At 70.0% G+C, this 22,400-nt stretch carries 19 protein-coding genes and 1 pseudogene; 6 read left to right on the top strand and 14 right to left on the bottom strand.

The features are described from left to right. Window positions 1-215 precede the first annotated feature (215 nt). The 10 genes from IF64_RS0102070 to IF64_RS0102115 all read right to left on the bottom strand — a co-directional run bounded on the left by IF64_RS0102070 (window position 216) and on the right by IF64_RS0102115 (window position 8,374). Window positions 216-1,007: an ESX secretion-associated protein EspG gene (locus IF64_RS0102070; protein ID WP_030530251.1), complete on the bottom strand. Its 792-nt coding sequence runs from the start codon at window positions 1,005-1,007 to the stop codon at window positions 216-218. Between the two features lie 162 nt (window positions 1,008-1,169). Further along, window positions 1,170-2,675, bottom strand: a complete 1,506-nt coding sequence (locus tag IF64_RS28045; RefSeq protein WP_051757383.1) for a PPE domain-containing protein — start codon at window positions 2,673-2,675, stop codon at window positions 1,170-1,172. 1 nt (window position 2,676) lies between these two features. Then, entirely contained in the window at window positions 2,677-3,120 is a 444-nt protein-coding gene (locus tag IF64_RS0102080) for a PE domain-containing protein (protein WP_051757384.1), read from the bottom strand. 311 nt (window positions 3,121-3,431) lie between these two features. Continuing rightward, window positions 3,432-3,887, bottom strand: coding sequence for a 50S ribosomal protein L9 (gene rplI / locus IF64_RS0102085; protein WP_030530254.1), 456 nt, complete (start codon window positions 3,885-3,887; stop codon window positions 3,432-3,434). Window positions 3,888-3,901: 14 nt separating this feature from the next. Beyond that, window positions 3,902-4,150 carry a 30S ribosomal protein S18 gene (gene rpsR, locus IF64_RS0102090; RefSeq protein ID WP_030530255.1) on the bottom strand — a complete coding sequence of 83 codons (249 nt, stop codon included), beginning with the start codon at window positions 4,148-4,150 and terminating at the stop codon, window positions 3,902-3,904. 65 nt (window positions 4,151-4,215) lie between these two features. Continuing rightward, window positions 4,216-4,719, bottom strand: coding sequence for a single-stranded DNA-binding protein (locus IF64_RS0102095; protein WP_030530256.1), 504 nt, complete (start codon window positions 4,717-4,719; stop codon window positions 4,216-4,218). 10 nt (window positions 4,720-4,729) lie between these two features. Next, a complete protein-coding gene (gene rpsF, locus IF64_RS0102100; RefSeq protein WP_030530257.1) occupies window positions 4,730-5,062 on the bottom strand; it encodes a 30S ribosomal protein S6 in 333 nt (110 codons plus the stop codon). A 192-nt stretch (window positions 5,063-5,254) separates the two neighbouring features. Beyond that, window positions 5,255-6,187 (bottom strand): hypothetical protein, encoded by a 933-nt coding sequence (locus IF64_RS0102105; RefSeq protein WP_030530258.1) that lies wholly within the window; start codon window positions 6,185-6,187, stop codon window positions 5,255-5,257. A gap of 219 nt (window positions 6,188-6,406) precedes the next feature. Continuing rightward, the gene (locus IF64_RS0102110) at window positions 6,407-7,435 is read right to left on the bottom strand and encodes a hypothetical protein (protein WP_051757385.1); all 1,029 of its coding nucleotides are present in this window, start codon (window positions 7,433-7,435) and stop codon (window positions 6,407-6,409) included. 69 nt (window positions 7,436-7,504) lie between these two features. Continuing rightward, window positions 7,505-8,374 (bottom strand): hypothetical protein, encoded by an 870-nt coding sequence (locus IF64_RS0102115; RefSeq protein ID WP_145600536.1) that lies wholly within the window; start codon window positions 8,372-8,374, stop codon window positions 7,505-7,507. Between the two features lie 207 nt (window positions 8,375-8,581). Here IF64_RS0102115 and IF64_RS0102120 point away from each other — a divergent pair, with 207 nt between their 5' ends. Beyond that, window positions 8,582-9,334: a deoxyribonuclease IV gene (locus tag IF64_RS0102120; RefSeq protein WP_030530261.1), complete on the top strand. Its 753-nt coding sequence runs from the start codon at window positions 8,582-8,584 to the stop codon at window positions 9,332-9,334. Further along, window positions 9,297-10,352 (top strand): annotated as a pseudogene (locus IF64_RS27845) (glycosyltransferase 87 family protein); the annotation flags it as partial. The gene IF64_RS0102120 and the pseudogene IF64_RS27845, both read left to right, overlap by 38 nt. 284 nt (window positions 10,353-10,636) lie before the next feature. On the opposite strand, the gene IF64_RS26405 reads toward IF64_RS27845, so the two are convergent. The 3 genes from IF64_RS26405 to IF64_RS0102150 all read right to left on the bottom strand — a co-directional run bounded on the left by IF64_RS26405 (window position 10,637) and on the right by IF64_RS0102150 (window position 16,097). Continuing rightward, window positions 10,637-12,337 carry a glycosyltransferase family 87 protein gene (locus IF64_RS26405; RefSeq protein ID WP_084705586.1) on the bottom strand — a complete coding sequence of 567 codons (1,701 nt, stop codon included), beginning with the start codon at window positions 12,335-12,337 and terminating at the stop codon, window positions 10,637-10,639. Window positions 12,338-12,458: 121 nt separating this feature from the next. Continuing rightward, a complete protein-coding gene (locus IF64_RS25120; RefSeq protein ID WP_246134810.1) occupies window positions 12,459-15,140 on the bottom strand; it encodes a transglycosylase domain-containing protein in 2,682 nt (893 codons plus the stop codon). A gap of 537 nt (window positions 15,141-15,677) precedes the next feature. Then, window positions 15,678-16,097, bottom strand: coding sequence for a DUF5318 family protein (locus IF64_RS0102150; RefSeq protein ID WP_030530267.1), 420 nt, complete (start codon window positions 16,095-16,097; stop codon window positions 15,678-15,680). 251 nt (window positions 16,098-16,348) lie between these two features. On the opposite strand from IF64_RS0102150, the gene IF64_RS0102155 reads away from it, so the two are divergent. Together IF64_RS0102155 and IF64_RS0102160 are read left to right on the top strand one after the other, a co-directional pair. After that, on the top strand, window positions 16,349-16,948 hold the full coding sequence (locus IF64_RS0102155) for a PadR family transcriptional regulator (protein ID WP_030530268.1): 600 nt from the start codon (window positions 16,349-16,351) through the stop codon (window positions 16,946-16,948). 14 nt (window positions 16,949-16,962) lie between these two features. Next, on the top strand, window positions 16,963-18,051 hold the full coding sequence (locus tag IF64_RS0102160) for an inositol-3-phosphate synthase (RefSeq protein ID WP_030530269.1): 1,089 nt from the start codon (window positions 16,963-16,965) through the stop codon (window positions 18,049-18,051). A 129-nt stretch (window positions 18,052-18,180) separates the two neighbouring features. On the opposite strand, the gene IF64_RS0102165 is transcribed toward IF64_RS0102160, so the two are convergent. Continuing rightward, window positions 18,181-18,822, bottom strand: coding sequence for an HAD family hydrolase (locus IF64_RS0102165; RefSeq protein ID WP_030530270.1), 642 nt, complete (start codon window positions 18,820-18,822; stop codon window positions 18,181-18,183). 113 nt (window positions 18,823-18,935) lie between these two features. On the opposite strand from IF64_RS0102165, the gene IF64_RS0102170 reads away from it, so the two are divergent. After that, complete coding sequence (locus tag IF64_RS0102170; protein ID WP_036875531.1) at window positions 18,936-20,147, top strand: MFS transporter; 1,212 nt, start codon at window positions 18,936-18,938, stop codon at window positions 20,145-20,147. A gap of 156 nt (window positions 20,148-20,303) precedes the next feature. Then, a complete protein-coding gene (locus IF64_RS0102175) occupies window positions 20,304-22,349 on the top strand; it encodes a PhoX family protein (protein ID WP_030530272.1) in 2,046 nt (681 codons plus the stop codon). Window positions 22,350-22,400: the final 51 nt, after the last annotated feature.

Raw genomic sequence — 22,400 nt, forward strand, 5'->3', positions numbered from 1 at the left:
TCCCAGGTCAAGGCCTGTGGGTAGCCTGTGGACAACTTTGTTCGTCACATCCCCGGCGTGTCGCGCGAAACTGCTCCGTCGGCGTGTCGCGACCCCGCCCACGCGGAGCGATCACCGGATCACGTTGTGGATCTTCGGGGTGTGCGCGCCGTAGCCGGTGTCGCCCAGCGCTGCGGCATTCGGATGATCGACGTACGCGCGTGGATCACCGATCGTCAGGCCCCGAGGGTGGACTGAGCCTCCCGGAGCCGGGAGCCCAGCAGTGCGGACGTCGCGGGCGCCGCGGACAACATCGGCTCGCCGGTGCCGGCCGTCTCCTCCACGAGCCACCGGCCTTCGTCGGTGTCGACGTAACTCACCGGACGTTCGGCACGTCGCCGATGCCCGGACCGGTGCCGCGTCGCGACGTACAGCTGCCCACCCCCGTGTCGTTCGAGCCCGATGAGCCGCTTGAACTCGGCCACGTCCCGTTCCGACGCGCTCGGGGTCTCGGAACGCATCACCGAGAAGTGGTCCTCATTCGACGTGTCGTTGCCCCTGCCCTCGATGGCGCTCTTCGGAACCGCGATCGTGCGCCCACTCGCGGTCGTCCACGGCGGCAGCTGCGCGAGGAAGGACTCCAGCAGCTGCGCCGCGGGCACGCTGGCCACCGCGACGGCACCGGCGTCGGTGTTGTGCACCAGCGTGAAGCCCTCACCACGACCGCTTCCCGCGAACACCGTGAGGTTCACGGGGGCGCCCTCGACGATAGCGGTGATCCATCCGTAGTACTCCAGTTCCGGATGGGCGATCGCCTCGACGGTCGCCAACAGGTCCGGATGCACCCCGCCGTCGCCGGCCAGCCCCGCTCCGGCCAGCTCGGCGTGAACGTCGGCGTCGATCCGTTGCAGCGCCTCGCGGCTGTACCAGGTGGCGCCCTTCTCGAGCGTGGGATGCGGCTCGCTGCCCGCGTGGTGCAGGAGGCGGACGAGAGTTCTCGTTCGGAGGGTCACCTGGTTCTCGAGCACGGGGTTCTGCCTTCTCGGGAGCCGCCGACGGGGCGGAGTGCTGGGGTGGGTGTTGCGCCTGCCGGGACCGCGAGAGATCGGGCCGCCGCCGGTGAAGGTACGCGGCGACGGCCCGATCGTCGTCGATGTCGCGGGATTCGTGACCCGGCCGGATGGCTGGCGTTACTCGCCGATGACCGGAGGGGCGGTCTTCTGGTCGGTGCCGAAGAGTTCGTGCCCGTCCTCGTCGATCATGAACTTGCGCTGGTGTTCCTCGTCCTCCTCGCCGGGCTGCCCGCGGCCCATGGCGCCGCCCATCGGCATCATGCCCGCACCACGGCCACCCATGGCGCCACCACGTGCGGCACCGGCCGCACCCGCAGCGCCCGCGCCACCTGCGGCACCGGAGCCCGAACCGCCGGCACCGGTCGCGCCACCGGCTCCCGCCGCGCCGCCTGCGCCCATGGCACCTGCGGCTCCGCCGAGCCCACCGGCCCCTGCGCCGGGGCCGAACGCGACGCCGCCACCGGGTCCGAACCCGCCGGCGCCGGAGCCCGAGCCCGGGCCGGTGCCCAGCCCGCCGTTCGGCGCGTAGCCAGGGCCGCTGTAGTGGGGGCCGCCGGGGTAGGTGCCCTTCGGCGTGCTCGGGTCGGTGAGCCCGGACGAACTCGTGTCGTCGTTGGGGCCTGGCCCGTTCGGCCACGGGTAGTTCGGGTCGTTCGGGTTCGGCAGCGGCAGCGACGGGTAGTTCGGGTACGACGGCGATCCGTTCCCGCCGTCACCGTTCGGGCCGTCGCCCGGGCCGCGGGGGACGTCGACCCGCGGAGGGTCGGCGATGACATCCGGCCGGGAACCGGAACCACCGCCAGAGCCGCCGCCGGAATCGCCGGGACCGGTGCCGCCGGGGTTTCCCCCACCGGGATAGCCGCCACCGCCCGGGTATCCCCCGCCACCCGGATAGTTGCCGCCGCCGCCGGGAGTGGTTCCGCCAGGGCCGGTGCCGTGACCCCCGTCGGAGTAGCCGCCGTCCAACTCGCGCGGATCGGACACGCGCCCACTGCTGTCGACGGCGTTGCCGCTGACCGAGACGTCGCCGAACCCGCCCTGCATCGTGCTGAACTGCGGCATCGCGCTGGCGTGCATGGCGCTCGCGTCGCTGTAGGCGTTGAAGGCGTTGACGTTGGCCTGGGCCTTGGCGTTGTACTCGGCGATCTTCTTGTCGAGGTCGGTTCCCCAGAACTGGATGTCGTTCCAGAAGTCGCTCTGCGGCGCCTCGGCAGGCAACGGCTGCACCGCGGACTTGACCTTTTCGAACGCACTGGTCTGGCCCTGCAGCACCGCGTCGCTCTTGCCGAGGTTGGTGCTGGCGTCGTCCATCCAGACCTTCAGCGGGTTGGCGCCCATGCGCGCGCTCGCCGAGCCCTCGCCGGTCCAGGCGTTGTTCATCTTCGCGTCGAGCGCGGCGATCTGCTCGATGCGCTGGTTGTACCGCTGACGCAGCACCGTGCTGGCCTGCTGGCCGTTCACCAGGGATTCGGTGCCCGCCCCACTCATGATCGCCTCGTAGATCTGCGGTGCGCTGATACCGCCGAGCTGGCTCTCGGGCGTGCCCTGGTGGTTGGCCTGGTGCCGGGCGACGCCGCTGGCGACACCTTCGGCGACGATGGGAACGAGGAACGGCATCACCATGTCAGCTCACCCCGCTTCCGGCGTTGCCGACGTTCTGCAGCGCCTGGTCCTCGCTGGCCTGGATGGCTTCCTTGGCCTGCCGCAGTGCCTCGACGTACTGCTTGACGTGTTGGGCCATCGCCTCGGTCTGGGCCCGCAGGGCGTGGCCCGCGGGGTTGGCCGCCTTGACGAACGTGGCGCTCGCAGGCTCGTTACCGGGCGGCAGCACGCCTGCGATCCGTTCGGCTTCCACGAGGTCGAGCGTCAGCTCGGCGTAGAGGTCCTCCCACTGCTGCAGGACGGCGTCGACCTCCTCCGGCGTGAACTCGTAGCCGCCGCCACCGCCCGCGCCACCGGAGCTACCCCGGCCTGCGCCGGCCGCTGCAGCCGCCCCGTCCTTGGCCGCCCGCGCCGCGACCTTGATCGGCGGCATCGGCATCAGGCCGCCGCCCAGGAAGTTCGTCATCCACCGGATCCTTTCCCTCGGCCCCCAGTGCGGAGTCCGCTCCGCTCGCCTCCGGCAGAGATCGCCCACCAAGGGCGGTACTCGTGCCGACAACTAGGACGATTCCGGCCGCACAAAGGTTTCCCGCGCCCGCGAAAATGTTGGTCACGAGTGGGACCCGAGCCGGTGACGTGCGGGTTTCGGCGAGTACGCGCGCAATTTCACCCGCGTGGGCGGGAGCCGTTCGGAGGCGTGGGTGGTGTCCGGGAAGACGAAAGCGGCGGGCCCTCCCGAGTGGGAGGACCCGCCGCTTCGGGTCGAACCGGCCGTGCTTACTTGGGCTGCACGTCCAGCCGCACGTCCGCCTTCACGCTCGGGTGCAGACGGGCCGTGACCGCGTGCTTGCCGACGGTCTTGATGTGCCCGTCGATGTGGATGACCCGCTTGTCGAGCAGCGGGCCGCCCGCGGCCTTGATCGCACCGACGATGTCGGCGGCCGTGACGGAACCGAACAGCTTCTTCGAGCCCTCGGAGGCCTTCGCCGCGACGGCGACGTGGCCGAGGCCCTCGAGCTGGGTCTTCAGCTCCTTGGCGTGGTCGAGGTCGCGGATCCGGCGGGCCTCCTGGGCACGCCGGATGGTGCGGACGTTCTTCTCCGCGCCCTTCGAGGACGGGATCGCGTAGCCGCGCGGCAGCAGGTAGTTGCGCGCGTAGCCGTCCTTGACCTCGACGATGTCGCCGGGACCGCCCAGGTGTTCGACGTCGGTCGTCAGGATGATCTTCGCCATGTCTGACTCCCTTCTCAGCGAGCGGTCGAGGTGTAGGGCAGCAGCGCCATCTCGCGGGAGTTCTTGACCGCGATGGCGACGTCGCGCTGGTGCTGGCTGCAGTTGCCGGTGACCCGACGGGCACGGATCTTGCCGCGGTCGGAGATGTACTTCCGCAGCAGGTTGGTGTCCTTGTAGTCGATGGCCTCCGGGTGGCCCTGCTTGATGGCCTTGCAGAAGACGCAGACCTTCTTCTTCGGCTTACGAACGGGTGGCTTGGCCACTGTGTACTCCTGGGGAACTTAGTGCGTGGTTGCTGTTGTCTGGAGGGCGGTTCGCGATCCGCGGCTCAGAACGGCGGCTCGTCGGAGAAGCCGCCACCGCCGCCTGCGGGAGGCGCGCTGCCCCACGGGTCGTCGGCGGGCGCACCGGCACCGGCGGGCGCAGCTGCGCCGCCACCACCGAATCCGCCGCCGCCACCGCCGCCGCGGCTGACCTTGTTGACCTTGGCCGTCGCGTACCGCAGAGACGGGCCGATCTCGTCGACCTCGAGCTCGACGACGGTCCGCTTCTCGCCTTCCTTGGTCTCGAACGACCGCTGCTTGAGCCGGCCCTGCACGATGACCCGGGCGCCGCGCGTGAGCGTCTCCGCGACGTTCTCGGCCGCCTGGCGCCAGATGTTGCAGCGCAGGAACAGCGCCTCGCCGTCCTTCCACTCACCGCTCTGCCGGTCGAACTGGCGAGGGGTGGAGGCGACGGTAAAGTTCGCAACGGCCGCGCCGGACGGCGTGAACCGAAGCTCCGGGTCCGCGGTCAGGTTGCCGACCACCGTGATGATGGTGTCTCCGGCCATGGCTTCCGCCTCAGGCCTTCGCGGCGATCTTCGCGGCGCGCTTGGTTCCGCGCGCCTCCTGGCGGCGGACCACCTTGGTGCGGAGCACGGTCTCCTGCAGCGACAGCTGCCGGTCGAGCTCCTGGACGTCGTCCGGCTCGGAGATCAGCTCGAGGACGGCGTAGATGCCCTCGGCGTTCTTGTTGATCTCGTAGGCCAGCCTGCGACGACCCCAGATGTCGACCTTCTCCACGCTGCCACCCGCGTTGCGGATGACCTTGAGAAAGTTCTCCAGGGTGGGTGCGACCGTGCGCTCGTCGAGCGACGGGTCGAGGATGACCATTACCTCGTAATGGCGTGACACAACCACTCACCTCCTATGGGCTCAGGCGGCCACGGGCGATCCGTGGCAGGAGGGCAATGTCGACTGGCCAGTCTAGCCACCACCTCCGGTGCGTCCGGTCCCGGGTGGTGCGAGGCGCGCGGCGGGATGCTCCCGAGGGCCCCATGGTCGCGTTGAACGCAACCATGGGGCCCTCGGGGGCTTCTTGGGGAGCTAGGTGGTCTTGCGGAGGACCCAGGTCCGCACCAGGGCCGCGGTGACGCCGGCCAGCGCGACGACGGCGAGCAGCATCGGCAGCTGCACCTGTCCGGGCGCGGTGGTGTCGGCCGCGAGCGCGTCGGCGTTGCCCGCGTTGCGCACGTCGCCGCCGCCTCCGGTCTTGCCGCCGTCGCTCAACACGCCGTACTCCGGCGAGTCGGGAGCTCCGGGGACACCGTCCTGCGGCGAGTAGCGCATGTCCGGCGGCACGGCGCTGCCCTCGGTCGGCGCGGAGGCCGCCGGGATGTCGCCGTAGTCGCGCGGGGCGGCGTAGGCGTCACCGCTGCCCTGCGGGGCACCGGGCGTGGTGGGCACGGCCTGCTGTCCGCCGGTCGCACCGCCGGGCGCGGGCTGCGTCGTGCCGGGCCCGCTGCCGCCTTGCTGCGGCTGGTGCTGCTGAGGGCGGGAGCTGGTCGGCGCCGAGTAGTTGGTCGCCTCGATCGGCATGCCGCAGTTGCCCGCGATCTTGTTGCTGATCGAGTCGAGCACCTCCTGGCGCTTGCTCGGCCAGCCGAGTGCGGGGTTGCCGTCAAGGATGTCGGTGACGACCGTGGCGATCCGCTGGCCGCCGACGACACCGGTGGCTTTGTCGGGAACGGAACCGACCTCGAGCGTGTGCTTGCTGATCTCCTCGGCGAGGTTGTTCGGGAAGGTGAACTGGAGGAATCGGTCGGCCTCCCTGGCCCCGGTCTTCACGTGACCGGCTACCGCCTCACCGTCGAGCATCACCTTCGCGCCGATCGGAGCGGCCACCGTGGTCGTGCACGAGTCGACGGGCGCCTGAGTCTGGGCGCCCGCGGCTGGTGCGGCCAGCGCGGTGAGTCCCGTGGCGACGGCGGTGGCTGCGGCCATCCCCAGCACGCGGGTCAGGGCGGTCTTGGTACGCACTTCGAACGGTATCCCTTTCCGAACGGCTTGCCCGGCCTGGACCTCACCGGCACGGCAGGGCGTCATCACGGTAAACGACCGTGCCGCCCCGGGGATACGGGGCGGTAACCACTCGGCCGAAGGACGAACCGGCCACGCGCCGTGTGCGATGCGCGGGCCGGCGAGGCGCCTGCGTCCCGCGAAGCGGTGACGGGCGCGTCCGATCGGGGTCGGACGGGATCAGGTGCTGGGCCGCTGGAGCACCCAGGTGCGCACCAGCCCGGCGCTGACGCCCGCCAGCGCGATCACGGCCAGCAGCAACGGCAGTGACGGTCCGTTCATGGGCGAATCCGGCGCCGCGGACTGCAGTGCCGCGGCATCCCCTGCCGTGCGCAGGCCGTCGCTGCGGCCCGCCTGACCGGCCTCCTGCCCGTGGTCCTGCTGCTCGAGGGCGCGGATGTCCGGACCGGCCGCGTTCGGGCTGGGTGCGTTCTCGCCGAGCACGCCGAAGTCCGGGTTGTAGCCGGGGATCTGCCCGCCGTAGCGCAGTCCGGGAGCTGCCTCGAACACGGCGCCGCTCGCGGCAGGGACGCCGGCGTAACGCAGTCCCGGAGGTGCGGACATGCCCGCGGGCGCCGCGAATGACATGCCGCCACCGGAATCGCCCGACCCCGGCTGGTCCACCACCGGACTGTTCGGCGTGCGATGGCCCGTATCGCCGTCGGACTCTCCCGAACCGGCCGAGTCGTCACCGTCCGGCTCGTCGCCGCCCGATCCGGCGTCGCCACCCGAGTCGGATCCGGAGTCGTCATCGGGATCGGACGGGGCGGGGTCGTCGTCCGGCCTGGGCAGGGCCTGTTTGCCGCCGAGCGTGTCGGTCAGTTTCTTCGCTCCGCCGGTGACGTCGTCGACCGTGCCGTTCACGCCGTCGGCGAGCGGTTCGCCCGCGCCGGGCAGCGGACGTACGGCGGTGTCCACGACGTTGACCGTCACCTTGCAGACGCCGCTGAGCAACGTGCCGAGCGTGTCGGTGACGACGCCGAGGTCGATCGGGACGCCGAGCGCGGTCACGCCCTGGATGCGGTCGCCCGGTTCGGCGGTCACGGTGCCGCCGCAGCGCACCTGTTTCGTGTCGCTCTCGGCGGCGGCCTGTCCGGGTGCCACGACGCCCGCGGTCACCGCGAGCAGCACCCCAGCGGTGGTCACGGCAGCCGGCCTGGCCGCCCTGCGCCGCATCGAGCGCCTGCGGTCGTCATCGGCGATGCGCATCGCGGAACCTCCCCGATCGGTTCATCAGATACAACGAACCACAGGGGAAGACGTCACGCATGCCTGCGATCAGGCGTTCTTCCTCGCGATCCACGAGCGGCTCAGCGCGGCGATGACGACGAGCAATGCGGCCACGGACAGCACCAGCGGGGTGCGGTCGTGTTCGGAGGCCTGCGGAAGGGCCTGAGCGGTGCCGGACTTGCGTGCGGCGTTCTCCTGCTCGCCGGGCTTGCTGCCCTTCTCCGGCACACCCATGCCGGGGCCGACCGGCGCCTTCGGCACCGTGATGCCCGCGGCGGGCGGCAGCGACACCGGGTCGAGCGGTGCGGCGACCGCACCGGGCCCGGGCACGGGCTCGGCGGCGAGGTCGAGGTCGTCGAGGTGGTCGGGCGCGCCGGGAGCGGAGTCACCGTTGCCAGGGGTCTCCGGCTCGTCCGGCTGCTCCGGTTCGGGAGCGGGTTCCGGTTCCGGCTCGGGGTCCTCGGGTGCGGGCTGCTCGGGCTCTTCCGGCTCTTCGGGAGTCGGTTTGGTGAGCTCGCGGGGGACCGAGGCGACCGCGTTGACCGTGCTCTGTGCGGTGTCGCAGATCTGACCCAACGGGTTCACCACGACCTTGGCCCGGCTGATGCCGAGTCCGTCGAGCGTCTCCTTCAGCGGCAACGACAGGAGCGCACCGCGTTCGGAACTCTCCTCGCCGGTACCGATGCCGGCCACGCCTTCGGCGTTCACGGCGGCGAGGGCGTCGACGGTGAGTGGCTCGCCCTCCTTGCCCTTGAGCAGGGACGCGCACTCACCCTCGATGACCTTCGGCTCGGATTCCGCGGACGGTTCGGCCTCCTGCGCGTGCGCAATGCCCCCGAATCCCACGGACCCCATCGCGACGGCACCTGCCGCGGCGGTCGCCACCCCGGTGCGCACGACGTACCGGCCGATCCTCACGAGCCCCACCCCTCGTTCGACGCTTCGTTGTTCGCTGTGTGGTTGTTCGATGTGTGGTTGTTCAATGTGTGGTTGTTCGATGTGTGCCGCTCTCGGCGCCGGTGACCCCCGCCGCCCGTGCGTCACGCTGCGTAGGACTGCGAGTGATCTCCGTTGCAGGGGTGAAGGTACTCGATGATCGTCTTCGATGGTCGATACCCTCGGCAAATGCTGATCGGTGCGCATGTCGGTGACGACGATCCGCTCGCGGCGGCCGGTGAGGTCGGTGCCGAGGCGGTCCAGTTCTTCCTCTCCGACCCGCAGGGCTGGAAGAAACCGCAGCCGCATCCGAAGACCGACGACCTGCTGTCCTCGGACGTCGCGGTGTTCATCCACTCGCCGTACGTGCTGAACGTGGCGTCGTTGAACAACCGCATCCGCATCCCGTCGCGCAAGGGCGTGACCCAGCACGCGGAGGCGGCCGCGGCGGTCGGCGCGCGGGGTCTCGTGGTGCACGGCGGGCACGTGCGCAAGGGAGAGGATCCGGCCGAGGGCGTGGCGAACTGGCGCAAGCTGTTCGAACGCAGCTCCTTCGACGTGCCGATCCTCGTCGAGAACACCGCCGGCGGGGACAACGCGATGACCCGCGACCTCGACATGCTCGCGCGCCTGTGGGACGCGGTCGGCGAGCTCGGAGCCGGCTTCTGCCTGGACACCTGTCACGCCTACGCGGCCGGCTGGGACCTCGAGACGGTCGTCGACGACGTACTGGCGATCACCGGACGCATCGATCTGGTGCACCTGAACAACTCGCGGGACCCGGCCGGGTCGCAGCGGGACCGGCACGCGAACGTCGTCGGGGGTGACGGCACGATTGATCCCGACGTGTTGCGGGCCGTGGCGGTCGCGGCAAACGCACCCGTGATCGTGGAGACTCCGCCCGATGGCCAGCGCGACGACATCGAACACCTCAGGGGCTGAGGGGGGCGCACACCGGATCGGCCCTTCGACGTCGACCCGGGCCGTCGCCGCGCTCGCGATCCTGTTGTGCGGCTTCACGTTGGTGCTGGGGCTGCTGAACAAGCACCGCTGCACCGGTCCGGACTTCGACGAGCACGGCCGCAGCACTCCCGGGTACGCCGAACGCAACTACGAGCTGGCGTGCTACTCCGACATCCAGTTCCTGTGGCTCGGCAGGGACGTCGACCAGCACGTCTTCCCCTACGTCCACGGCGACATCACGCCGGAGGGTCAGCTCGTCGGCGGTGCCGTGGAGTACCCGGTACTGACCGGCGTGCTCATTTGGGCGGGCGCGGCGTTCGCCGACAACGACGCCGAGTTCCTGGTGCAGTCGGCGCTGCTGATGGCGCCGTTCGGCCTGCTGACGGCATGGCTGCTCGGCGGGCTCGCGCGGTGGCGTGCGCTGCTGTGGGCACTGGGCCCGCCGGTGGTGCTCTACGCCTTCCACAACTGGGATCTGCCGGTGGTCGCCGCGTCGGTGGCCGCATTCGCCGTGCTGTACCGCGGGCGGGGTTCGCTCGGCCGGCGGTCCGGGTGGGCCGCGGTGCTGCTCGGGGTCGGTACGGCGCTGAAGCTGTATCCGGCGCTGTTCGTCGTGCCGCTCATGCTGTACGTCGTCGTCGAGCACCGGCGGCGCGGGCAGTCCGGCACGGCGGCCCTGCGAGCGGGGCTGCGCGTTCCGCTGCTGTCGGGAGCTGTCGTGGCCGCGGCGAACCTGCCGTTCCTGATCGCCGGGTTCGACGGCTGGTGGGCCTCGATCGACTTCCAGGGCCAGCGCAAGGCCGACGCCACGACCAACTCGATCTGGTACTGGGGCGTGCGGCACCTGTTCGACAGCGACCTGACGTTCCAGCAGTTCACCGACGTCACCTCGCCGGTGGCCGTGCTGGCCGCGGTGGTCGTGGCGTGCGGGGTCGGGTGGGATCGCGCCGTGCGCGAGGGCCGCTATCCGCTGCTGCCCGTGTGCGCCGCCGTGTTGTGCGCGTTCCTGCTGTTGCACAAGGTCCACTCGCCGCAGTACACGCTGTGGCTGCTGCCGATGTTCGTCCTGCTGCGGATCCGGTGGGGCTGGATCGCGGCGTACCTGCTCGCCGACGTCGCACTGGGCGTCGGCGTCTTCCGCTGGTACGGCGACGCGGGCCGCGGCATCGCGGACGGATTCGCCCCGCAGGCCGTCGTGATCGGCGTGTGGGGGCAGGCTGCGCTGCTCGCGGGCCTGTTCGTGGCCTTCCTCGCGAGCAGGCAGGTCCCCGGCGAACCCCGCTACTCCGACGACCCGCGCCTCGACGACCCGCGCCCCGACGACCCGCCGGAGCCGGTCGGTTCGGGCGAGCCGGTCGGTTCGGGCGAGGGCCGTGACCGTGACCGCACCAGTTTCGATGGCGCGAGCCTCGCGGGGAGCAACGTCGACAGTCCGGGCAGCACGACGGCGTCGCGCTGCCCCGACAGCACGCCGCCGAGCGGATCGTCCGACGCCGAAGGGCCGGATCGCACCGGATCGGCCGACGGCCGGTAGATCTCCCGCAGGATCAGCACGCACAGCAGCGCCACGGCGATGTCGCGGACGACGACCGTGCCGAGGAACCAGCCGTCGGGCAGTCCCTTGTTCTCGACGCCGAGGTAGGAGAACATGCGCGGCGCCCAGACGAGCGCGTCGATCAGCATCCACGTCAGCAACAGTCGCCACCGCGGGATCGCGAGCACGGCCAACGGCACGAGCCACAGCGAGTACTGCGGGCTCCACACCTTGTTGGTCAGCAGGAACGCGGCCACGACGAGGAAGCACAACTGCGCCACGCGCGGCCGTCTCGGCGCCGTCAAGGCCACGTACGCCACGGCGGCACAGCACAGCAGGAACAGCGCGCCGCTGACCGTGTTGAGCACGCTGGGTGTCTCCCCCGACCGCAGCGCGCCGTCGAAACCGGCCCATCCGGTGAAGTACGAGACGACGTTGTAGATCGAGTCGGGATCCATCCCGCGTTCGGTGTTGAGCCGGAAGAACTCGCGCCAGCCCTCGGTGAACATCAGCAGGAACGGCAGGTTCACGGCGAACCACGTGACGAGCGCGGTCATCGTCGTGCGTCCCCACTCGGCGACCCTGCCCACCCTGAGGCACAGCACGAGCAGGGGTCCGAGCAGGAACAGCGGATACAGCTTGGCCGCGGCACCGAGTCCGATGAGTACACCTGCCAGCGCGGGTCTGCGTCTGGACCAGGCCAGCAGTCCGCACATCGCCAGTGCCACGGCGACGGTGTCGAAGTTGGTGAACGCGTGCACGATCACCAGCGGCGAGATCGCCACGAGCGCGGCGTCCCACGGCCTGCGCGCGGAGATGCGCGCGGTCGCCCAGATCGCCGTCAGCCAGGCCGCGGCCAGCAGCAGCGCGGTGATGTTGAAGTACACGGCAACCGGAAGCGCCCCTGGCAGCAGGCCGGAGTCGGCGACGTTCATCCAGCCGTGTGTCAGCTTGGCGTTGACCCACTGGAACAGGCCGGTCAGTACCGGGTACTCCATGTACCGGCGCTCGTGCTCGCCGCCGTCGGTCTCCTCGGTCCAGTGCGTGGCGTAGGGGAACGTGTCCGGTTGGTCGAGACGTTCCGCCGAGTACAGCGGGACGATGTCCGAATAGCACATCGCCACGTACTGGCGGCCGGACTGCCAGTCCAGGTGGAGCCGGCCGTTGCCGTCCTCGTACTGCTGGATGCAGGCGGCCTTGCCGAACCACGACAACGCGAGCGCGATCACGCCCAGTAGCAGGCAGACGCGCAGCGGCGACCAGAACCAGTGCCTGCCGACGGCCGCGTGCCGTCCGAGCGGGCCACCGACCGGGGCGGTCGCCTTCGCCACGAGCGGTTCGTCCCAGCTGGGGATCGCTCGGCGCGACGGGTCCAGCGACGCGGTCTCCTCGGTGGTGCCACGCGAGCGAGAAGGGCGCGAGCGAGAAGAAGAGGTATCGCCGGACACGAACGGGATGTTACAAGCGGTGGCCGTGACACTCCTGTGATGAGCGGGTGCGGACACGACAACGCCCGTGTGGCAGTCCCCTCATCGGGGCCGCCGCACGGGCGTTGTCGTTACCTGAGGTTCAGCCCTCGGAGTTGCCGTTGCCCTGAGGTTCCTCGGGCGGCCTGCCCCAGATGGGACCGCCTCCGTCGTCGTCCTCTTCCTCGGTGTCGGTCGGTTCGGACGGCTCCGACGGCCGCGAGGGCGGACCCGGCGGCGGGGACGACGGCTGGGTGGTCTCCGGCCGCGACGACTCCTCGGTGGTCGACTCCTCGGTGGTCGTTTCCTCGGTCGTGGTCTCCTCGGTGGTCTCCTCCGGGGCGTCGTCCACGACCGGCGGCTGCGGGCCCAGCACCTCCTCGAGCTCGCTGAACGGTTCGGGCTCGAGCGGCTCCAGGTAGTTCGCCATGAACTCCTGCCAGATCTCCGCGGGGAGGCCGCTGCCGTAGATCGGGCTGCCGGTGGCGTCCCGGATCGGCTCACCACCGCCGGTGCCGACCCACGCGGCCGCCGAGATCTGCGGCGAGTAGCCGACCATCCAGGCCTGCGAGTTCTCGCTCGACTCCGGATCACCCTGGTCGTACTGGTGCGTACCGGTCTTGCCCGCGCACTCGTGCGACGACGGGCAGGACAGGTCGGCCTCCGGCAGCACGCCCTTCAGCGACTCGGTGACGTTGCGCGCGATGGTGCGGTTGGTCTCCTCGTCGGGGTCGAACGCGGGTTCGCCCTTCTTCGCGGCCGGCGTCGTCTCGTCGAACAGCACCTCGCCGTCGGATGTCTCGAGCTTCGCCACGAAGTGGGTGTCGCGCTGGATGCCGTCGGCGGCGAACGTGGCGTAGGCGCCAGCCATGTCCGTCGGCGTGACCTGGGTCTGACCACCGCCGATGGAGATGTTGCCGTCGAGGCTGCCCATCGTGGGCTTGTCGCCGTGCTTCTCCGGGATGCCCGCGGCCATGGCCGCTTCCATCACGGCCTTCGGCCCGGTGGTGTTGGTGACCATGTCGTAGAACACGGTGTTGATCGAGCGCGCCATGGCCTGCTCGACCGTGCACTCCTCACCGCATTCGGTGCCTTCGGCGTTGGCGATGGTCACGCGGCCGAACTGACGGGGCGAGGTGCCGTCGTACGTGGAGTACAGACCGCCCTTGCCCTGCTGGAGCAGGGCCACGAAGTCGAACGGTTTGAACGACGAACCGGGGTTGCGCTGCACGTTGCCCCAGTCCATCTCGTCGACCCCCGCCTCGTTCGGACCACCGTAGTAGGCGCGGACCGAACCACTCTTGGGATCGACGGCCACGAGCGACTTGCGCAGTTCGCCGGGCTCGCCCTGCATCACGTCGTTGACCGACTTCTTCGCCGCGTTCTGCGCCCGCTTGTCGATCGTGGTGTAGATCTTGTACCCGCCGGTCTGGATCTTCTCCTCGGAGTAGCCCTTCGCGGCGAGTTCGGCCATCACGCGGTTCTTGATGAACGCGTCCGGCCCGTCGAGTGCCTCCGGCCGGGACGCACCCTCCTTGATCAGCTTGGGCGGCTGCATGCTCTCGCGCTCGGACTTGTTCAGCCAGCCGTTGGCGACCATCTGGTCGGCCACGTATGCCCACCGCTGGTTACGCACCTGCTCGTCCTCGCTGCGGCCCGGCTGCTGGATCATGCCGGCCAGCAGCGCGGCCTGGGAGGCGTTGAGGTCCTTGGCGCTCTTGCCGAAGTACGACTGGGCCGCCGTCTCGACACCGTAGGCACCGCGCCCGAAGTAGATCGTGTTCAGGTACGCGGTGATGATCTCGTCCTTGGACTGCTCGTTGTTCATCTTGAACGACTTGACGATCTCGGTCCATTTCCTGGTCAGCGAGTAGTCGTCGTTCTCGGTGGCGACCTTGATGTACTGCTGGCTGATGGTCGAACCACCGCCGGCGCCGCCCTTCACCTGGTTCCAGGCGGCGCGGACGATGCCGGTGATGTCGAAGCCGGAGTTGCTCTCGAACGTGGCGTCCTCGGCCGCGTAGGCCGCGTAGCGCATGACCGGCGGGATGTCGTCGGGCTTGAGGATCACGCGGCGCCCCTCGGGTGGCGCGTCCTCGGCCATCTTCTCGCCGCCCGCGTAGTAGTAGCTGACGATCTTGCCCTGCTGGGCTGCCACTTCCTCCGGGGTCGGCACGTCGACGAAGAAGTACGTCACGACGAAGGCCAGGGCCGGGAGCACCACGAACACGCCGACACAGGCGTACAGCGTGCGGCGCACGCGGCGCCAGCGGCGCTTCTTGCGCTGGGCGGGCGTCAGCAGTGCCTTGTCCTTCTTGCCGCGCTTGCCCGCACCCTCGTCGGGGTCGGCGTCGTCGTATCCGCCCTCGGCGTGGGCCGCGGCGACCGTGGCGCCGTCGGCCGCGGCGCCGCCTGCGGTGAAGCCGTCCGGGTCGTAGCCGTAGGGGTCGGAGTCATACCGGTCGTCGTACGGGTCGTAGCCACGGCCCGTGCCCGTCATCGACTGGTGCGTGATCAGCTCGGGTTCCCGCGGCTCGTCCATGCGGCCCGCGGCGTATCCGCCTGCCGCACCCGCGACGCCGCCCGCCGCGGCGGCACCGCCCGCGCCGGGCCGTTGCTGCGTGCGGTCCCCCGGCCTGCCTTCCGGCCTGCGGTCCTCGGGCCTGCGGGGTGGCTGCCTGCGCGCGTCGTCCGGACCACCGGCGCGGCGCGGGTCCTCGGGGCGACGGGGCGGCGGCTGCCGCCTGGCCTGCGTGGGGTCCTGCGGAGCGCCGGCGGGCGGCATCGGCCGCCCCTGTGGGTCACGAGGGGGCTGTCCGGGACGTTCGGGACGGCCCTGCGCTCCGCGACGGGGCGCCTCGCCCTCCGGCGAACGCCGCGGAGGCGAAGCGGGTGGCGGATTCTGGCCGCGCTCGGGCTGCTGGGGACGCCGCGGCGGCCGGCCGGGCTGCTGCCCGCCCGGTTGCTGGGGCGGCCCACCCTGCTGACGGGGCGGCTGGTCGGGGCGGCGGGGCTGCTGGCCGTGCTGGCCGCGTGGCGGCGGAGGTGGCTGACGCCGCTCACCGCCGGGCTGGCGCGGAGGCCGTCTCGGCGGTTCGTCGCCGCTGTCACCGGGCCACTGCGGAGCGTCACCGCCGGAGGGCCATTGCGGCCTCTGTGCGGGACCGGGTTCCTGCTCCGGCCAGCCGTGATTTCCCTGGTCGTTCACTCAAGACCCTCCCAGAATGGCGCGTCGGGGAACGCCGTTCTGCGGACCCAACCCTCTCGTGTTCGTGGCAGGGAGTGTCGCACCCCCCGCCACATGGTCGCGGTGCTCACGTCGTCACTGTCCCGCAGTCCTCCGTGTGGTCCGCGTTGTGCGGGGAGCCGTCTCCGGTGAGCCGGCCGTTCCCAGGACGTACGAGAGCACCAGGTGGTTCCATGCGCAGGCCCGGCAGACCTCGACGACGTAGACGGTGAACTCGGCGAACCGCGAGGCCATGCGCTCGAGTTCCTCCGGCTTCCTCGCCGAACCGGCCACGTGCTTCAGTTCGTCGCCGTACACCCAGCTGACCTGCGAAAGGGCATGCTTGCCGCACACGGGGCACGGAGAGGTGTCAGGCGTGCCGTGGAACTTGGCAGCCTGGAGCAACTGCGGGGTGGCGTCGCAGACGTCCATGGTGCTGACCCGTCCCGTCCGGAACTCGGCCAGCAGCGCACGGCGCCGGAGCGCGTAGTCGACGACTTGCCGCTGGTTCTGCACCTCAACAGAGTACGTGGTCCGCGCCGGAAGGCCACGGCCCGTTCAGCCGCATCCCGGCGCTCTGCGATGCGACACGCCGTGTTCGCGGATAACGGTCCGGTGACGTTTACCCCTCGTGCGGGTGGCGTCACGGTTAGCTGCGCCACTCCGATGTATCGAACCGATATAGTTGGTCGGTACATTGCACTGTGTCACTCGACCGGCGGAAACGCCGGACGACGCCGATTCGTTCCCGGTTAGGGGGTGCACGTGTGCTGGAGTTCGCGATTCTCGGGCTGCTGCACGAGGCCCCCATGCACGGTTATGTCCTGCGGAAACGGCTCTATGAGTCGCTAGGTATGTTCCGCACGTTCAGCTACGGCTCGCTGTACCCGACCTTGCGCCGGATGCAGCGGGCGGGCTGGATCGCCGAGGAGACGGCCGATTCGGCCGACCCGGCTACACCGTGGAACCGCAGGGCGAGCAAGTCGAAACGCGTGTACAAGCTCACAGCGGAGGGCAAGGAGCGGTTCGACGAGCTGCTCGCCGATGCGGGGCCGCAGACGTGGGACGACGAGGGTTTCGGTGTCCACCTGACGTTCTTCTCGCGCACGCCCGCGGACGTCCGCATGCGGATTCTGGAGGGCAGGCGCAGGCGGGTCGAGGAACGTCGGGAAGGTCTTCGGGCAGCGTTGGCCAGGGCCGAGGAGAAGATCGACCGCTACACCCGCGAACTGCACGAGCTGGGTCTCGAGACCAGTGAGCGGGAGGTGCGCTGGCTCAACGAGCTCATCGCGCATGAACAGGCCGAGCAGCAGGGGTCCGACTCGACCACGACTCGGCGTGACCCAGGTAGTACGGAACACGAGTAAAGGGAGATACCGGCATGGGCGAGAACCGCCGCGTGAGGGTGGCCATCGTGGGCGTTGGCAACTGTGCGGCCTCGCTGGTTCAGGGTGTGCACTACTACCGCGACGCCGACCGGGGTGCGCGCGTTCCTGGCTTGATGCACGTCCAGTTCGGCGACTACCACATCAGCGACATCGACTTCGTCGCCGCGTTCGACGTGGACGCCAAGAAGGTCGGCCAGGACCTTTCCGAGGCCATTCTCGCGAGCGAGAACAACACCATCAAGATCTGCGACGTGCCGCCGCTGGGCGTTCCGGTGCAGCGCGGGCACACGCTCGACGGTCTCGGCAAGTACTACCGGGAGACCATCGAGGAGTCCGACGACGCTCCCGTCGACGTGGCCGCCGCGCTGAAGGCCGCCGAGGTCGACGTGCTCGTGTCCTACCTGCCGGTGGGCTCGACGGAGGCCACGCGGTTCTACGCACAGGCCGCGATCGACGCGGGTGTCGCGTTCGTCAACGCGATCCCGGTGTTCATCGCCTCCGACCCGGAGTGGGCCGAGAAGTTCGAGAAGGCCGGTGTGCCGATCGTCGGTGACGACATCAAGTCGCAGGTCGGCGCCACGATCACGCACCGCGTGCTCGCGAAGCTGTTCGAGGACCGCGGCGTGCAGCTCGACCGCACGATGCAGCTGAACGTCGGCGGCAACATGGACTTCCTCAACATGAAGGAGACCGAGCGTCTCGAGTCCAAGAAGATCTCGAAGACGCAGGCCGTCACGTCGCAGGTCGAGCGCGACATGGGCAAGTCCAACGTGCACGTCGGTCCTTCGGACCACGTCGCGTGGCTGTCCGACCGCAAGTGGGCCTACGTGCGCCTCGAGGGCCGCGCGTTCGGCGACGTGCCGCTGAACCTGGAGTACAAGCTCGAGGTGTGGGACTCCCCGAACTCGGCAGGCATCATCATCGACGCGCTGCGCGCGGCGAAGATCGCCAAGGACCGCGGCATCGGTGGTCCGATCCTGTCGGCCTCGTCCTACTTCATGAAGTCCCCGCCGGTGCAGTACGACGACTCCACGGCCCGCGACGCGGTGGAGAAGTTCATCGAGGGCATCGGCGACAAGTAACGCAGATGCCCGTGCCCGCGGGTCGACACGTCGACCCGCTCGGCAGCACGGACGCCACGCGGGCGGGGCGGTGAGCACATCACCGCCCCGCCCGCGTCGTCGTGTGGGAGTCGTCGCGTGGGACGGGTGTCAGAGGCCGAGGGTGGCGGGTAGGTCGCCGATCGCCCCGAGGACGTGGTGGGTCCTGCCGAGCACCTCGTCGTCGGGTGGAAAGTGCGGATTCGGCACCGCGTACACGGTCATGCCCGCCGCGAGCGCGGCACGCAGTCCGCTGGTCGAGTCCTCGACCGCGGCACATTCGCCCGCCGGAACGCCGAGACGTCGCGCGGCCTCGTGGTAGACGTCGGGCGCCGGCTTGCCCGCGGCCACTTCCTCGCTGGAGACCACCACCGGGATGCGTTCGGTCAGTCCGGTCGCGCTCAGCAGCGAATCGATCAGCACCGGCGGTGCCGAGCTGGCGATGGCCGCCGGCCACCGGCCGGACACCGCGCGCAGGGTCTCGGCCGCCCCCTCGATCACGGGTGGCCCGCCCTCGTAACGCCTGCGCATCTCGTCGATCACCCGCGCAGCGGCCTCCTCGGGCGTGAGCTGGGCACCGAGTTCACGCACGAGGTACTCGGACCACTCGGGCGTGCTCATGCCCTGCAGTGTGCGGGTGGCGCCTTCGGCCCAGGTGCCGCCGTGTTCGGTGACGACGCCGCGGCGCACCTCGTCCCACAGTTGCTCGGAGTCGACGAGTACTCCGTCCATGTCGAACACGACAGCTCGCATACCCAGACGGTACCCGTGACCGACGTTACTTCGCGTAGCTAACCGTTTTTGTTAGCATGGCTAAGTTACGCGCGCGTGCGCGAGCTGTCGACATCGGAAGGAGGCATGCGACGTTGAGCGAGCACCATTCGCTGCTCTCCGCCGTCAAAGGGCAACCGAAGCAGGTGTGGATCACGGCCTTCGCCGCCGTCATCGCCTTCATGGGGATCGGCCTCGTCGACCCCATCCTGTTGTCGATCGCGGAGGGGCTGGATGCCACGCCCCAGCAGACGACGCTGCTGTTCTCCTCGTACCTGGCGATCCAGGTCGTCGCGATGCTCGTCACGAGCGCGGCGAGTGCCCGATTCGGCGCCAAGCGCACGGTCGTCATCGGCCTGACGCTGATCGTCGTCGCGACCGCGCTGTGTGCGATGGCCGGGTCGATCGAGACGCTCATCGGCCTGCGCGCACTCTGGGGTCTGGGCAACGCGTTCTTCATCGCGACCGCACTGTCGGTCATCGTCGGCGCCGCGACCGGTGGTCAGGCGGGTGCGATCCTGCTGTACGAGGCCGCGCTCGGACTCGGCCTGTCGGTCGGACCGCTGCTGGGCGCGCTGCTCGGCCACCTGTCCTGGCGGGGCCCGTTCGCCGGCACGGCCGTGCTGATGGCGGCCGCACTCGTGCTCTGCGCGGTTTTCCTGAAGAGCGACGCCGGGCAGAGCCGCCCGAAGGTGCGGCTGCTCGACCCGTTGCGCGCGCTCGGGCACGGCGGTCTGCTGCGCACGTCGATCGGTTCGGCGCTCTACACAGCCGGGTTCTTCGCCGTCCTCGCGTGGTCTCCGTTCGTGCTGGAGTGGGGTGCCATCGAGATCGGCCTCGTGTTCTTCGGCTGGGGTCTGTGCGTGGCGATCGCGGGTGTGCTGCTGGCGCCGCGGTTGGCCGCCGCGCTCGGGGAGCGGCACGCGACGGCACTGTCGGTGTTGGGCTATGCGGTGTTGCTGCTGGTGATGACCGTGCCGAGCAAGCCGGTTCTGGTGGTGGCGATCGTCGTCAGCGGTCTGATCTCCGGACTGCTCAACACCCTGTTCACGGGCACGGCGATGTCGGTCAGCGACGCGCCGCGGCCGGTGGCGAGCGCGGGCTACAACTTCTGCCGCTGGCTCGGCGGTGCTGCCGCCGCGACGCTCGTGGGCCACATCGCCGAGTGGTTCGGCTTCGATCGCGCCCCGTTCCTCGTGGCGGCCGTGTTGTCGGTCGTCGCGGCCGGCCTGCTGATGATCCGCAACGAGGTCAAGGACTCCACCGAGGTTCCCGCGGAGGCCGCGCTCGTCGGCGAAGAGGTCTGATTCACGGCGTTCGTGCTCGTTCGGGCGATTTGTTCGGTGATCGTTCACGGTTGACGTCGGTACGCGTTCGTGCGGCGTTCACCTTTCCGTCCGTTCGGACTCGATTCCCGGACGTACAGTCACCGTCGTTCCCCTGACTGAGTGACTGGAGGCCGTGTGTCCGCCAAGCGACTTCTCCCGCTGCTGACCACCCATCGTTCCGGCCGCTCGCCGGTGACGTGTGAGTACCGGTGCGGCAATCAGTGTTCCCACCCCGCCCCGAACACGTCCGACAACGAGTACTTCGGCGACGTGGTGCGTGGCGTCATGTCGCGCCGCGGTGCGTTGCGTGCCGGTGGCGTGATGGCCGCGACGGCGGCGAGCTTCGCCGCGCTGTCGGGCACGGCCGCGGCCGAGGTTCCCGCGCTCGCGGCGCAGCCTGCGGGCCGTCGCGGCTCCGGCCGTCCGGCCGCGGGCACGGACTTCGAGCCGGTCGCCCCCAACACCGAGGACGCCGTCGTGGTGCCCGAGGGCTACGAGCAGCAGGTCGTCATCCGCTGGGGCGACCCGGTGGTGCCCGGCGCTCCCGAGTTCGACGTCACCAAGCAGACCGCCGAGGCGCAGGCCAAGCAGTTCGGCTACAACAACGACTTCGTGGGCCTCATCCCGCAGGACGGCTCGGGCAAGCGGAACTTCCTGGTGGTGAACCACGAGTACACCACCGAGACGGAGATGTTCCCCGAGGGCACCTACGACGAGGAGAACCCGACCGAGGAGCACGCCCGCATCGCGTGGGCGGCACACGGTCTGACGGTCGTCCAGGCCGACCGCACGCCCGAGGGCGGGTTGAAGGTGGTGCCGAGCAAGTACAACCGCCGCATCACGCTCGACACCGAGTTCGAGGTGCGTGGCCCGGTGGCGGGTTCGGACCTGTTGAAGACGTCCGCAGACCCGACCGGCACCGTCGTGCGCGGCACGCAGAACAACTGCGCGGGCGGCGTCACACCGTGGGGCACGGTGCTGTCGGGCGAGGAGAACTTCCACCAGTACTTCGCCAATGCCGACAAGGTGACCGACCCCAAGGTGAAGGCGGGCCTGGACCGGTACGGCTTCGAGGGCGGCGCGAGCACCCGCAAGTGGGAACGCTTCGACAAGCGCTGGGACCTGGGCCAGGAGCCGAACGAGGCGCACCGGTTCGGCTGGGTCGTCGAGATCGACCCGAACGATCCGCACGCCAAGCCGATCAAGCACACGGCGCTCGGCCGGTTCAAGCACGAGGCCGCGAACGTCAAGATCGCCCGCGACGGCCGGGTCGTCGTCTACTCCGGTGACGACGAGCGGTTCGACTACATCTACAAGTTCGTCTCCAAGGGCAAGTACAAGCCGGGCCGCAGCGCACACGCCCGCAGGCACAACATGGCGCTGCTCGACGAGGGCACGCTGTACGTCGCGAAGTTCACCGGCAACAGCCCCGCCGAGGAGATCGACGGCTCCGGCACGCTGCCCTCGGACGGCGAGTTCGACGGCACGGGCGAGTGGCTGCCGTTGGCCAGCGGGGACGAGTCCTTCGTGGACGGATTCACCGCCGAGGAGGTCTACGTCTACACGCGTCTGGCCGCCGACAAGGTGGGCGCGACCAAGATGGACCGTCCCGAGGACATCGAGCCGAACCCGGTCAACGGCCGGATCTACGCGGCGCTGACCAACAACACCGACCGCGGCGCGAGCGGCGAGGCCCGCGCCGACGAGCCGAACCCGCGCAACGGCAACAAGAACGGCCACGTGCTCGAGTGGGACGAGGACGGCACGGGCACGAAGTTCGTGTGGCGGCTGCTGCTCGTCTGCGGCGACCCCGCCGCGGCGGACACCTACTTCGGCGGGTTCGACAAGAGCAAGGTCAGCCCGATCTCGTGTCCGGACAACGTGGCGTTCGACGGCTACGGCAACCTGTGGATCTCCACCGACGGCAACGAGCTCGGCTCGAACGACGGGCTGTTCTCGGTGCCGGTGGACGGGCCCAACCGTGGTGAGGTCAAGCAGTTCCTGACCGTGCCGGTGGGCGCCGAGACGTGTGGCCCCGTGGTGCGGGACGACCTCGTGCTCGTGGCCGTGCAGCACCCGGGCGAGGGCGGTGACCCCGGGTCGTCGTGGCCCGACGGCGGCCACCCCCGTCCGGCCATCGTCGCGGTCCACAAGACAGGCGGAGGCCGCATCGGCGCCTGACGCCCTGCGGTCAAGCCCCCGTGGGCCCCATAGTTGCGTTCAACGCAACTA

Source organism: Prauserella rugosa (genome assembly GCF_000719975.1).
GTDB classification, from domain to species: domain Bacteria; phylum Actinomycetota; class Actinomycetes; order Mycobacteriales; family Pseudonocardiaceae; genus Prauserella; species Prauserella rugosa.